This is a genomic window from Pseudomonas viridiflava, from assembly GCF_001642795.1.
GTDB lineage: Bacteria > Pseudomonadota > Gammaproteobacteria > Pseudomonadales > Pseudomonadaceae > Aquipseudomonas > Aquipseudomonas viridiflava.
Genome location: NZ_LKEH01000021.1, coordinates 45,091 through 58,062, shown reverse-complemented (window position 1 = coordinate 58,062; position 12,972 = coordinate 45,091). Strand labels below are relative to the sequence as shown.

The window sequence follows — 12,972 nt, the reverse complement described above, 5'->3', positions numbered from 1 at the left end:
GGCTAGCGGACCGAACGCAGCGAGTGTGCGAAGCGTGGCAGCAGGCGGCTCAGCACGTCGGCGATGTAGCTGAGGAACAGGGTGCCGACCGAGCTTTTGTAATGCTGCGGGTCGCGGCTGCCGATGGCCAGCACGCCATGCAGGCCGAGGTGATTCAGGCTGGCAATGGCGGTCGAACCGACTTCCTTGCCTTGCTCTGCTCCGAACAGAAACGCCAGCTCATGCTCACGCAGAGCACCACACACGACCTTTTCGCCGATCAGTCCACCGATGGTCTTCTGCGCTTCTGCGCTGCTGACCCAGCGTCCGACCTGCATGGGGGTGTCGCTGAACAGGATCAGGCTGACGTAGGGGACCTGAAAGTCCTGACGCAGGCTGTCTTCCACGGCGATGACGATCTCATCCAGGCTGGTGGCATCCATCAACGCCAGATTCAGGCGACGGGTTTTCTCGAACAGCCGGTCGTTGTCCCGGGCCACATCCATCAGTTGCGAAAGGCGATGGCGCATCTCGATGTTGCGCTCGCGCAGCAGCTTGAGTTGGCGCTCGACCAGCGAAACCGTGTCGCCACGCTGGTGCGGAATGCGCATCGACACCAATAGCTCGTCGTGCTCGGCGAAGAAGTCCGGATGCTGCAGCAGAAAGGCGATGACCGCCTCTGCTTCAAGGTTTGGCGCTGCGCTATCGGCAGGCGATTCGCTGGGGGTGCCGGTTGAAGCCGGAGGCTTATCGGTCATCACATATGCTCACTCAAAGACGAACCTGGCCTTCGTAAACCCTGACGGCCGGGCCAGTCATCATCACAGGATGCCCCGGGCCTGCCCATTCAATGGACAGCCGCCCGCCGGGCAAGTCGATCAGCAATGGCGACATCATCCAGCCCTGGGTGATGGCGGCCACTGCCGCTGCGCAAGCGCCGGTACCGCACGCCTGTGTTTCCCCGGCACCGCGCTCCCAGACACGCAACTGCGCGCGCTGACGATCCACAATGTGCAGGAACCCGACATTGACCCGTGCCGGAAAGCGCGGGTGATGCTCGATCTTCGGGCCCAGTTCGTGAACCGGGGCGTTGTTGATGTCATCCACCCGCAGTACCGCATGCGGATTGCCCATCGAAACGGCGGCGAGCTCAACGCTCTGTCCATCTACATCGAGGGTATAGCTCGTGGCCTGGGCTGGCGCCTGAAACGGAATTTCATCCGGGATCAGGCGTGGCGGACCCATGTTGACGCTGATCTGGCCGTCGCTGCGGATATCCAGTTCGATGATGCCGCTTTTCGTCTCGACACGGATCTGCTTTTTGGCCGTCAGACGCTTGTCGAGCACGAAACGGGCGAAGCAGCGCGCACCGTTGCCGCACTGCTCGACTTCCGACCCGTCGGAATTGAAAATGCGGTAGCGAAAGTCCACATCCGGGTTATTCGGCGCTTCGACCAGCAGCAACTGATCGAAACCGACACCGGTGTGCCTGTCGCCCCACTGTTTGGCGTGCTTGGGCAGAATATGCGCGTGCTGACTCACAAGGTCCAGGACCATAAAGTCGTTACCCAGCCCGTGCATTTTGGTAAAACGCAGCAGCATGGGGTTACTCCGGCAGCAGGCTTTCGCCAGCGAACAGCTCAGCCACAGTTTCGCGACGACGCACTTCAAAGGCCTGCGTATCGTCCACCAGTACTTCGGCAGCACGACCGCGCGTGTTGTAGTTCGAACTCATGACGAAACCATACGCGCCTGCCGAATGTACGGCCAGCAGATCAGCTTCGGCCAGCACCAGCTCGCGGCCCTTGGCCAGAAAATCACCGGTTTCGCAGATCGGTCCGACGATGTCATACGGGCGTGCAACGCCGTCGCGCGGGCGCACAGCCGTGACGTCCATCCAGGCCTGATACAGCGCCGGACGAATCAGGTCGTTCATGGCTGCATCGACGATGGCGAAGTCCTTTTGCTCGGTGTGCTTGAGGTATTCGACGCGGGTCAGCAGCACGCCTGCGTTGGCAACAATGAAGCGCCCCGGCTCGAACATCAGGCCCAGATCACGACCGGCCAGACGTTCGCGCACGGCCTTGATGTAATCCGCCACCAGCGGTGGCTCTTCATCGCGATAGCGAACACCCAGGCCGCCACCCAGGTCGATGTGGTGCAAATGAATGCCGCAGTCGCCCAGGCGATCAACCAGATCCAGCAGGCGATCCAGTGCGTCGATGAAAGGCTCGAGCGTGGTCAGCTGTGAGCCGATGTGGCAATCGACGCCGATCACTTCAAGGTTCGGCAACTGCGAGGCGCGCACGTAAACGTCTTCAGCGTCTGCAATGGCGATGCCGAACTTGTTTTCCTTGAGGCCGGTGGAAATGTACGGGTGAGTGCCCGCATCGACATCCGGGTTCACGCGCAGGGAAATCGGCGCACGGACATTGAGCTCGGCCGCAACGCTCTGCAGACGCTCCAGCTCGTCGGTGGACTCGACGTTGAAACAGTGGACACCGACTTCCAGCGCGCGACGCATGTCTTCACGGGTCTTGCCGACGCCCGAAAACACGATCTTCTCGGCCTTGCCGCCTGCCGCCAGAACACGCTCCAGTTCGCCACGCGAGACGATGTCGAAGCCTGCGCCGAGACGGGCCAGCACATTGAGCACGCCCAGGTTGGAGTTGGCCTTGACCGCAAAGCAGACCAGATGCGGCATGCCGTCCAGAGCGTCGGTATAGGCGCGATACTGCGCTTCGATGTGAGCGCGGGAGTAGACATAGGTCGGCGTGCCGAAGCGTTCGGCAATGGCAGACAAAGCTACACCTTCCGCGAACAGCTCACCGTCGCGGTAGTTGAAGGCGTCCATGGGATTCCCTTAAAGATGCTTGTGCGACGAGTGCGATTTGGCTTGTTCATCGGGAGACTTGGTGTCGTCCGGCAGGTACAGCGGGCCTTTTTGACCGCAGGCCGTAACAAGACAAGCCACCGCGACGAGCGCAGCAAGCGAAGAGATCAGGCGCTTCATGGCGAAATCCTTTGTAAAAGCATTAATTGCGCCCGAGTATACCCACCACCCGGCGGCTTGCCTATGTGATGCGCCTCCCGTCCGGCGGGGTTTGGACGCGATTGTGCGGGCAATGGCCGGTTACGCCGGATTATTGCGTCAGCCCGGTGTCAATGACGGGTATGCTTTGCATTTGGCAGGTGGCGTCCGTATCGTGCCTTCACTGCGCTTTCAGTAGACATTTTCCGAGGTTCCCGCAATGAGTTTGACCGAAGCCCGCTTCCATGATCTGGTCGATGCCACCCAGCAAAATCTGGAAGATGTGTTCGATGAGAGTGGCCTGGACGTGGACCTTGAAAACTCGGCCGGCGTGTTGACCGTCAAGTTCGAAAACGGCTCCCAGCTGATCTTCAGTCGCCAGGAGCCGCTGCGTCAGCTGTGGCTGGCGGCTCGCTCCGGCGGTTTCCACTTCGATTACGACGAAGTCGAAAGTCGCTGGGTCTGCGACACCAGCGATGAGCTGCTGAGCGAGATGCTGGCTCGTATGACGCTTGAACAGGCCGGCACCGAGCTGGACTTCGACGAGATCTGATCGTGAGCCAGAATCCTCAGCCTGCCGCCGTCAGGCCGCCCAAGCCATTGTTCAGCAATGTCAGCCCGGCCGTGCCATCGCCCTGCATCAGTACCTGTCGGCTGGATGAGCAGAAGGTCTGTCTGGGATGCTTTCGCCATGTCGAAGACATCCGCGAATGGCGCTCGGCCGATGACGATCGCCGCCGCCAGATCCGTCATCAGGCCGATCAGCGTCGGGCACACGCCGAGTCAGGCCAGAGTGCGGGCTGACGCCTCGTCGGGTTGTGTATTTATTAGGCTGTGTTAGTGTCAGAACCTGCTTCTCTTGAAGAGAGGCCCACCAAAACCCCGCCCAGCCCGGCGGGGTTTTGCTTTTATAACGCGTGGAAAAAGGAGTCTGCCCAGATCATGAACACTGCCCCTTCACTCATCCTCACCCGGCTCGACGTACAGCGTCTTGAAAACCTGATCGACAGTCAGGACGACTCCACGCCAGGTATCCAGGCGCTACAGGCCGAGCTGGACCGAGCCGAGCAGGTGGTCGGTCACGATGAAGTGCCGGAAGGCGTGGTGACCATGAATTCCCGCGTGCACTGCCGCGAAGAGAGCAGCGGCAAGGACTATCACCTCACGCTGGTCTATCCGAAGGATGCAGGCGTCGAAGGCACGGTTTCAGTGCTGGCCCCGATGGGTTCTGCATTGCTCGGCCTCCAGGTCGGCCAGCACATCGACTGGCCCGCGCCGGGCGGCAAGACCCTGAAACTTACCCTGCTCGCGGTCGAGTACCAGCCGGAAGCGGCAGGCGAGTATCAGTAAGCCACCTCCCACAGTCTGTTATCTGATCGTGCCAATGCTCTGCGTTGGCATGCAGCCCGGGACGCTCTGCGTCCCATTGGGTCAGTTTACGCAGAGCGTGAGGCGCGAAACCGCTCCGTCACGCTTCATCCATCGCCTCATTGAGCAGCTTTTCCAGTTCAGCCTTGTGGCGCAGGAACAGGATACTCTGGCCGTGCCCGTCATCCAGCAGGCCCGACAGGTCCAGGTCCGTGATGTAGCAGCGGTAGCGCTTGGGTTCCAGGCGCTTGCCCAGAATCTGCATGGCCACCGCCTCGTACAGCTGATCGCCATATTCCAGTTCGGAAAACTCGCGGTTGTCGCAATACAGCGTGACGTTGATCTGCCCCGGCGAGGTTTCTTCGATGATCGCCTGCACGTCGTAAAACGGCTTGTCCGCCGCAGTCGGGGCTGGACGCGGTTCAATGCGGCGGGCACGGGAGTTGCCGGACGGCATGACTTGGTAATAGAGCGTTTCGAGCATGACCGGCTCGCTGGGATCGTCCAGTGGCAACGACGCGCCCCGGCGGTAAACCAGCGAGTGGAAGAAACGCTGCAGCGGCATCAGCAGGCTTTGTTCATCGTGATAAGGCAGGCGCTGGTGCCAGAGTGAATTGTGCTCGTCCAGCACATACAGGTCCGCTTCTGCCTCGTTGACACGGTAGAACACCTGAATGCATTCCGGCTGCCCGAACGGCAGAATCAGCGCCAGATCGTGCTCGTCCAGCGCGTGCGGGTCCAGATGCAGCGGGCTGTAACGCGGCAGTTCTTCGCCCAGGTACTTGAACAGTCCTGGCAGACTGTTGACCACCACATGGCCAACCCGGCCCGGCACCATTTCCAGTACGTGATACTGCTGCTGCACCTGAATCAGGTAGCGGTGATTGAGCTGCCGGGCGAGCAGCAGGCGCGCAGTGCTGACCAGTTCCTCGACGCGCTGCGCAATGGCCGGGGCGCGGTTGTGGCAGAAGCAGCGCACATGAATCTTCGGCTGACTCGCGCCTTGGGGCAGGCTGCCCAGCAACTCGCTCAGACAATCGAGCAACGCGTGCGGACCGTCGTAACGGCTGACCAGCGTTTCATTCCAGGTATTGAGCGTGATCTGATCCAGGGTCAGTACCAGGTTTTCACGTACGCCTGCGTAACTGAGCGAGTCAGTGCGCTCGGTCGTCATGAGAATGTTCAGGTCGCGGTGATGCCTGAGCGGATCGACACCAACATTGACCAGCAGCAGTATTTCTCTGGGTTCGCTGGGCTGAAGAAGCGCTTCGTCGCTGACGTCGGACAGTGGCAGCTCGATGGTCTGCTGCAGGGCGCCGAGCAGGTTGAACAGCTCGAATTCGCTCAGATCACTGGTGCCGGGGTGCAGCGCCAGGCGGGTGGAGGTGTCGATCACGTTATTGCGGTGACACCACGCCAGCAGCTCAAGCAGCTCGCGGCTGCGCTTGATCGGCGAGAAGTTGGCCAGTTCATGGATGCCGAGATTGCCGTTGTACAGCGCCCATTGATGTTTGCCAGGTTCGCGTTTGTCGGGCGAGTGCACCAGCGTCAGCGTGTCCTCGGCCAGGTCCGGCGCAATCCCCGGATTGATGAACTCGACCTTGCCGGCCTTGCGCTCGAAAGCGGCGTACAGGCGGCGGCCCAGAATCGTCAGGTCACGTGCATCGAGGGCCTCTGCGGTGCTTTGCAGGCGGGCGAACTGAGTCTGGAAGCGGTAGCTGTAATTCAGCTCGTTGACCAGCGCGCGGCGTTCATGCGCCACCTGACGTACCTTCCACTGGCTGCGGCTGTCGAGCAGCGCCAGTTGACGGTCATCCCAGCCCCATTCGCGGGTCAGGCGCTCCATCAATTGACGCTGCCAGCTGTTGCTGCGCTGGCGGGCGGGACCTGTCAGTTTCTTGTTGACCTTCAGGTACAGACTGCGCCGGACCAGCTCCAGGCGCTCGGTTTCCTTGCGGGCCAGCAGGTGCTCTTCAATGCGGCGATACACGACCATGTAGGGGTCAAGTTCGTCCAGGTCCAGTTGATTGGCAAACACCGCCTGCTTGAAACGCAGGCTCAGGCACTGAACGGCAGGATGCTCGCTGGAGTACACCTCGATCAGCAGCAGCTTGAGCACTGACTTGTAGGGTGATTCGATGCCTTTGAACAACTGCCACAGGCCCGCACCGACGAACTCCGCAGGCGGGATCTGCGCCATCGGGCCAAGGTCGATGACCTCGTCTGCGCGGATGAAGCGCTTGGACAGCAGCGTGTGGGTGTAGTCCTCGTAACCCTGCTCTTCATAGACAGGCACCAGCCACCACATCGGTGTGCGCCCGGCGAGCCAGATGGCGGTGCGATAGAACTCGTCCAGCAACAGGTAGTGCTGGGTCGTGCCGCAATCGTCGGAGCTGAGTTGCGTGTCGCGATCCCCAACCTTGAAACGCTGCGGATCAATCAAAAAGAAGTGGGCTTCCGCGCCCATGGTCGCGGCCCAGGCTTCGAGTGCCTGACATTTCTTGCGCAGCTCGGCGATGGCTTCTTCTTCAAGCGCGCTGTCATGACAGACCCACACATCCATGTCGCTCTGTTCGGCCTGAGCCAGCGTGCCGAGACTGCCCATCAGAAACAGGCCGTGAATGGGCTGCGGCGGATTGCCGTGACGGACTTTGTAAGAGAACGAACGTGTGAGCCGCTGCGCTTCGGCCAGCGCCAGTGCATCGGGCTCGTAATGAGACACACCGGCAGGCGTGCTGCTGGAGACGTATCCCGGCAACAACGGATGGTTCACATGAAAGAACAGCGGCAGCAGGGTCAGCACGGTCTGCTGGCGGGTCGACATTCCTTCCATGGCACGGGCATACCGCCCGTCATTGAGAGTCAGGAAGCGGTTACGCAGCTGGCTGAGGACCTTGCGGTCGATCCCCTCATCCAGGTCGGGGCGGATTTCAAGATTACGCGTCATCGCAACTCAAGGCATCTGGCCTGTGGCAGGCGTGGATTAACTGAGCAAGATGGCGAAGAAGGTTTGCAGCCGAAAGAATGCAGGTTCGGTCGGGTTGTTATTCTGGCGCCAATTTTCTATATCGACCGTGACCGCAATAAATAAAGGGCTTGTCGCGCAGTTTTTGCGCGCAAGCCCTCAGGGCACTCAGGCCGCTTCTCGGGATACGTTCAGAATGGTCAGCAACGATTGGGCGTGCTCGGCAGCTTCAAGGCCCAGGCTCGTGAGATAGCCGCCATCGACCTGGGTCGTCAGTCCTTTTTCAAAGAGTCTTTTAGCAGCTGCAATGGCTGTCGGGGCCGCCACGTGGTGGACTTTGAGGCCTTCCTGGGTATTGCCCAGGTTGAACAGTGCAAGGATTTCCAGTTCGGCAACCAACTCAGGGGTATACGACATAGGTGCTCCAGACTTTTTGTAGTAGTACGACCTCGCAGGCTGCGGGTGTGCTCTGGAATCGACATGTCCGTGCTGCGCTGTCGGTTCTGGATGACCGCTAAAGCCGGCTTGGCGTGAGAGCCCCGGAGGATTTAGCGGCAGCGGGGCTTTTGCAGTGTAGTCCAGCGTCTGGAAACTTTGCAGCATATATCTGAGGGGTTTTTATCCGGTCGGCCGGTTATTTTTCTGGCGGCAATTCCGGCAGCGCACGCAGGGCGGCTTCGTACCATTCGGTATCGAACGGGCGGTCCTGCTCCAGCAAGGCGTCGATCTCGATGGCCAGTACGTGGGCCATCATTTCGAGAATGTCGTCGCGTTCATAGCCCACCAGCGTCAGCTTGTTGAGCGTGGCTTTGGCCGCAGGCGGATTGTCGGCCTCGATCTGGTTTTCGATGGCTTCGATCAAGGTCGAAGCAGCGAATTCTTCTTCATCATTGTCGATGGCGTCGGTCATGGTCATTCCTCGGGTAAGGCGCGCAGTCTAACCGGATTCTTCCGAGGGGGCATTCGTAAGACCAGAGGAAGATAGGCGTAGGAAGCGTCTTGTAACTATCCGTATTTGATATAAATCATTGATTCATAAAGGTAAATCTATAGGGTTTCACGCATCTGCAATGGGCAGTCGACAGTCAGGTCAAGGAGACCGGAGATGCTGAAACTTTACGGATTTGCCTCAAGCAATTATTTTAATATGGTCAAGCTGGCGCTGCTGGAGAAGCAGTTGCCGTTTCAGGAAGTGCCGCTGTTTGGCTGCCAGAACCCCGATGTGCTCGCCGTCAGTGCGCGCGGCAAGGTCCCGGTGCTGGGAGCGCCGGATGGCTTCATCAGCGAGACGGACGTCATCCTGCGTTACATCGAAGAGACCTGTCCGGACCGACCGTTACTGCCTGCCGACCCCTTCGCGCGGGCCCAGGTCTGGACCATCGCCAAGGAAATCGAGCTCTACATCGAGTTGCCTGCGCGGGTCTGCTACGCCGAAGTGATCTTCGGTGGCAGGCCCACACCGCCGGATCTGAAGGCCAAGGCGCGTCGTGACCTGATCAAGGGCATTGCCGCACTGGCCCAGCGTGCGCGCTTTGCGCCTTACGTAGCGGGCGAGCAGTTCAGCGTTGCGGATGTGTATTTTCTGTACAGCATCGACCTGGCCCAGCAGGTAGGCGAGCGATTGTTCGATCTGGACTTTCTGGGCGACATGCCGAAAGCGCAAGCCTTGCTGGAGCGCCTGGCATTGAATCCGAATGTGCAGAGAGTGGCGGCAGACAAAGAAGCGGACTGGCCAACGTTCATGGCGCGGGTGAGGCCAGCGGGGCTGTAGGCAGGGTAAGAACCTTATCGTTCCCATGCTCCTGCGCTCAGCGTTATACATNCTGATCGTGCCCATCGCTCCGCGTGGGCATGCCTCCCGTGACGCTCCGCGTCACAAATGGCACAGATTGCGGACTCAGTGAGCCGAGCGCATGACGTGGGTAACGCTGGAGCTTGGCCACGCATCTGCGCCACATTCAGGTGCGGACGCGGAGCGTCCTGAGCGGCATTCCCACGCGGAGCGTAGGAACGATCAGCGTGACCTCAAGCACGCCGATCATGCCCATGCTTGCGCTCAGCGTTATNTGACTGAACTGACGCCATCGCCGGCAAGCCGCCTCCCACGGGGTATGCATTCAGTCAGTCACTTTCGTTTTTGCCCCCGTTTTGCGCGTCTGCGGACTTGTGTATAACGATGAGCGCAGAACATGGCCTTGATCAGCTATCAACGACCCGCCAGCAGCTCCTGTCCGCGAACCACCGCCGCGCGGACCTGTCCGGGAGCGGTGCCGCCGATGTGGTCGCGTGCATTCACCGAGCCTTCCAGGGTCAGTACGGCGAACACGTCCTGTTCGATCTGATCGCTGAACTGACGCAGCTCGTCCAGGCTCATCTCAGCCAGGTCCTTGCCGGTTTCGACGCCATACTTCACGGCGTGGCCAACGATCTCGTGGCAATCACGGAACGGCAGGCCACGGCGCACCAGGTAGTCGGCCAGGTCGGTTGCGGTCGAGAAGCCGCGCAGAGCCGCTTCGCGCATGATGGCGTGTTTCGGCTTGATGGCGGGGATCATGTCGGCGAACGCACGCAGTGAGTCGCGCAAGGTATCGGCTGCGTCGAACAGCGGCTCCTTGTCTTCCTGATTGTCCTTGTTGTAAGCCAGCGGCTGGCCTTTCATCAGGGTCAGCAGGCCCATCAGGGCGCCAAATACGCGGCCGCTCTTGCCGCGTACCAGTTCTGGAACATCCGGATTCTTCTTCTGCGGCATGATCGAGCTGCCGGTGCAGAAACGATCCGGCAAGTCGATGAACTGGAATTGCGCGCTGGTCCACAGCACCAGTTCTTCGGAGAAACGCGACAGGTGCATCATCGCCACGGAGGCTGCTGCACAGAATTCGATAGCGAAGTCGCGATCCGACACGCCGTCCAGCGAGTTGCCGCCCACAGCATCGAAACCCAGCAGCTTGCAGGTCAGCTCGCGGTCGATCGGGTAGGTGGTGCCTGCCAGCGCAGCGCTGCCCAGCGGCATGCGGTTCAGACGCTTGCGGCAATCAACCAGACGTTCGTAGTCACGGCTGAGCATTTCGAACCAGGCCAGCATATGGTGACCGAACGTGACCGGCTGTGCGGTCTGCAAATGGGTAAAGCCCGGCATGATGGTGTCGGCTTCACGCTCGGCCTGACCCAGCAGGCCCTGCTGCAGGCGAGTGATCTCGATCAGGATCAGGTCGATTTCGTCACGCAGCCACAGGCGAATGTCCGTAGCCACCTGATCGTTGCGGCTGCGACCGGTGTGCAGTTTCTTGCCGGTGATGCCGATGCGGTCGGTCAGGCGCGCTTCGATGTTCATGTGCACGTCTTCCAGGTCGACGCGCCAGTCGAAAGTCCCTGCCTCGATCTCGGTCTGAATGGTCTTCAGGCCATCGATGATCGTGTCGCGCTCGGCGTCAGTCAGAACGCCTACCTTGGCCAGCATCGTGGCGTGGGCGATAGAGCCCATGATGTCGTGGCGATACAGGCGCTGGTCGAAGGTGACGGAGGCAGTGAAGCGCGCGACGAACGCGTCGACGGGTTCACTGAAGCGGCCGCCCCAGGACTGATTGGTCTTGTCGGTGCTCATGGATTCGCTCGTTGCTCTACGGAAAGTGGCGTGCCCGATACGTGGCACAAAGGCGGTTGCGATGATAACAGGGTTGACACTTTTTTATTTCCGGATGGCTTGCCGCTGGCCCTGCCAGAGCTGAGACTGAGTCGATGCGAGATCATCCTGTAAAGCGTGACACCGGGCGTGCTCCCGGCAAAGAATTCTTCCTCCCCGAACTGTGCCTGCCGCAGGCGCTGCTCGTGCTCGTGGTGCTGGCCGAACTGTTGGTACTGGTTCTGGTGCTGGTCGAGCCGATGCGCACGGGGTTCGATTGGGTGCGGCTGGCACTGATGTCGCTGTTCGTGCAATGGATCGTGCTGCTGTCCGCCGCCTTGCTGTGCGGCCTGCGGCCCTGGCTGGCCCGTCTTTCGCCGGGACTTGCGGGTCTGCTCGGGTGTCTGTTGGTGGTCGGTCTGACGCTGCTGTGCACGGCGGTCACCGACGTGTGTCAGCTCACCGGCAGTATCACGGTGGGCGGCATGGTGGATCGGTACATTCGCTATTCGATGATTGCGCTGATCATGTCGGCCCTGATGTTGCGCTACTTTTATCTGCAGAGTCAGTGGCGCAAGCAGCAGCAGGGCGAGCTCCAGGCCAGGATCGAGTCGTTGCAGGCGCGTATCCGGCCGCACTTTCTGTTCAATACGCTCAACAGCATCGCGAGCCTGGTGGCCAGCAATCCAGTCAAGGCCGAGCAGGCGGTGCTGGATCTTTCCGACCTTTTTCGCGCCAGTCTGGCCAAGCCCGGCAGCCTTGTTACGTGGAGCGAGGAGCTGGCTTTGGCAAAACGATATTTATCGATTGAGCAATATCGTCTCGGCGAGCGTCTACAGTTGGACTGGAGGGTGAGCGCAATTCCTGATGACTTGCCGATTCCCCAGCTAACCTTGCAGCCATTACTTGAAAACGCTTTGATCTATGGCATTGCCCCGCGAGTCGAAGGGGGTGTAGTAACAGTCGAAGCAGACTATAGAGAGGGAGAGTTCATATTGCGTGTCAGCAATCCCTATGAAGAAGTTGCCACTCGGCAGACTTCCAACGGTACTCAACAGGCCCTGACGAATATCGGTGCGCGCATTACGGCACTTTTTGGCCCGTACGCCAGTCTGAGCGTGGAGCGCCGTGACGGTCGTCACTACACCTGTCTACGCTATCCTTGTGCGAGACTCACGCAGGAAGCCAGAGCTATATGAATGTCCTGATCGTTGATGACGAACCCCTGGCCCGCGAGCGACTGAGCCGATTGGTCGGCGAACTCGAGGGTTACCGGGTACTAGAACCCAGCGCCACAAATGGTGATGAAGCATTGGCGCTGATCGATAATCTCAAGCCGGATGTCGTGCTGCTGGACATCCGTATGCCGGGTATGGACGGCTTGCAGGTCGCCGCCAGGCTGTGCGAGCGCGAAGCACCTCCCGCCGTGGTTTTCTGCACCGCACACGACGAGTTCGCGCTGGATGCTTTCCAGGTCAGCGCTGTCGGTTACCTGGTAAAGCCTGTGCGTCCCGAGCATCTTATCGAGGCGTTGAGGAAGGCCGAGCGGCCCAATCGCGTGCAACTGGCCGCCATGACCCGACCCGCAGCCGAAAGCGGAAATGGCCCGCGGACTCATATCAGTGCGCGTACCCGCAAAGGTATCGAACTGATCCCGTTGGACCAGGTGATCTATTTCATCGCTGACCATAAATACGTGACCCTGCGTCACGAGGGCGGCGAAGTTCTTCTGGACGAGCCACTCAAGGCGCTGGAAGACGAATTCGGTGATCGGTTCGTGCGTATCCATCGCAATGCACTGGTGGCGCGGGAGCGGATCGAACGCCTGCAACGCACGCCGCTGGGGCACTTTCAGCTGTTCCTCAGAGGGCTGGGTGGTGATGCCCTGATCGTCAGCCGTCGTCATGTGGCGGGTGTACGCAAAATGATGCAAACGCTGTAGAAACTCCGTTGCACGGGTTTGCTCGCGAAAACCGAGCCATGGTCCTGGCGTTGGATTCCAGACCCTGG

Annotated in this window: 14 protein-coding genes; 6 read left to right on the top strand and 8 right to left on the bottom strand. The window is 60.1% G+C overall.

Going from position 1 to position 12,972, the window contains the following annotated elements:
* Positions 1-2: 2 nt before the first annotated feature.
* Genes AO065_RS08340 through lptM form a run of 4 tightly spaced genes read right to left on the bottom strand, consistent with a single transcriptional unit; the run spans position 3 to position 2,992 of the window.
* Positions 3-737, bottom strand: coding sequence for a DUF484 family protein (locus AO065_RS08340; protein ID WP_004887395.1), 735 nt, complete (start codon positions 735-737; stop codon positions 3-5).
* 13 nt (positions 738-750) lie between these two features.
* On the bottom strand, positions 751-1,581 hold the full coding sequence (dapF, locus tag AO065_RS08335; protein WP_004887393.1) for a diaminopimelate epimerase: 831 nt from the start codon (positions 1,579-1,581) through the stop codon (positions 751-753).
* A 4-nt stretch (positions 1,582-1,585) separates the two neighbouring features.
* Entirely contained in the window at positions 1,586-2,833 is a 1,248-nt protein-coding gene (gene lysA, locus AO065_RS08330; RefSeq protein ID WP_004887392.1) for a diaminopimelate decarboxylase, read from the bottom strand.
* A 9-nt stretch (positions 2,834-2,842) separates the two neighbouring features.
* Positions 2,843-2,992, bottom strand: a complete 150-nt coding sequence (gene lptM, locus AO065_RS08325) for an LPS translocon maturation chaperone LptM (protein WP_004887391.1) — start codon at positions 2,990-2,992, stop codon at positions 2,843-2,845.
* Between the two features lie 238 nt (positions 2,993-3,230).
* On the opposite strand from lptM, the gene cyaY reads away from it, so the two are divergent.
* The 3 genes from cyaY to rnk all read left to right on the top strand — a co-directional run bounded on the left by cyaY (position 3,231) and on the right by rnk (position 4,360).
* Positions 3,231-3,563: an iron donor protein CyaY gene (cyaY, locus tag AO065_RS08320; protein WP_004887389.1), complete on the top strand. Its 333-nt coding sequence runs from the start codon at positions 3,231-3,233 to the stop codon at positions 3,561-3,563.
* Positions 3,563-3,814 (top strand): DUF1289 domain-containing protein, encoded by a 252-nt coding sequence (locus AO065_RS08315; RefSeq protein WP_370454397.1) that lies wholly within the window; start codon positions 3,563-3,565, stop codon positions 3,812-3,814. Before cyaY ends, AO065_RS08315 begins: the two co-directional genes overlap by 1 nt.
* A 138-nt stretch (positions 3,815-3,952) precedes the next feature.
* A complete protein-coding gene (rnk, locus tag AO065_RS08310; protein ID WP_004887385.1) occupies positions 3,953-4,360 on the top strand; it encodes a nucleoside diphosphate kinase regulator in 408 nt (135 codons plus the stop codon).
* Positions 4,361-4,478: 118 nt separating this feature from the next.
* Here the strand turns inward: rnk and AO065_RS08305 are convergent, their stop codons facing one another.
* The 3 genes from AO065_RS08305 to AO065_RS08295 form a co-directional block, all read right to left on the bottom strand.
* A complete protein-coding gene (locus AO065_RS08305; protein ID WP_004887383.1) occupies positions 4,479-7,325 on the bottom strand; it encodes a class I adenylate cyclase in 2,847 nt (948 codons plus the stop codon).
* Positions 7,326-7,511: 186 nt separating this feature from the next.
* Positions 7,512-7,760 (bottom strand): TIGR02647 family protein, encoded by a 249-nt coding sequence (locus AO065_RS08300; protein WP_004887382.1) that lies wholly within the window; start codon positions 7,758-7,760, stop codon positions 7,512-7,514.
* Between the two features lie 217 nt (positions 7,761-7,977).
* Positions 7,978-8,253, bottom strand: a complete 276-nt coding sequence (locus AO065_RS08295; RefSeq protein WP_004887379.1) for a hypothetical protein — start codon at positions 8,251-8,253, stop codon at positions 7,978-7,980.
* A gap of 195 nt (positions 8,254-8,448) precedes the next feature.
* Between AO065_RS08295 and AO065_RS08290 the strand changes: the two genes are divergently transcribed.
* Positions 8,449-9,114 carry a glutathione S-transferase family protein gene (locus AO065_RS08290; RefSeq protein WP_004887378.1) on the top strand — a complete coding sequence of 222 codons (666 nt, stop codon included), beginning with the start codon at positions 8,449-8,451 and terminating at the stop codon, positions 9,112-9,114.
* Positions 9,115-9,549: 435 nt separating this feature from the next.
* Here AO065_RS08290 and argH read toward each other — a convergent pair whose 3' ends face one another.
* Positions 9,550-10,944 (bottom strand): argininosuccinate lyase, encoded by a 1,395-nt coding sequence (gene argH / locus AO065_RS08285; protein ID WP_004886897.1) that lies wholly within the window; start codon positions 10,942-10,944, stop codon positions 9,550-9,552.
* A 134-nt stretch (positions 10,945-11,078) separates the two neighbouring features.
* Here argH and AO065_RS08280 point away from each other — a divergent pair, with 134 nt between their 5' ends.
* Both AO065_RS08280 and AO065_RS08275 read left to right on the top strand, forming a co-directional pair.
* Positions 11,079-12,161 (top strand): sensor histidine kinase, encoded by a 1,083-nt coding sequence (locus AO065_RS08280; RefSeq protein ID WP_004886895.1) that lies wholly within the window; start codon positions 11,079-11,081, stop codon positions 12,159-12,161.
* Positions 12,158-12,904 (top strand): LytR/AlgR family response regulator transcription factor, encoded by a 747-nt coding sequence (locus AO065_RS08275; protein ID WP_004886893.1) that lies wholly within the window; start codon positions 12,158-12,160, stop codon positions 12,902-12,904. Before AO065_RS08280 ends, AO065_RS08275 begins: the two co-directional genes overlap by 4 nt.
* Positions 12,905-12,972: the final 68 nt, after the last annotated feature.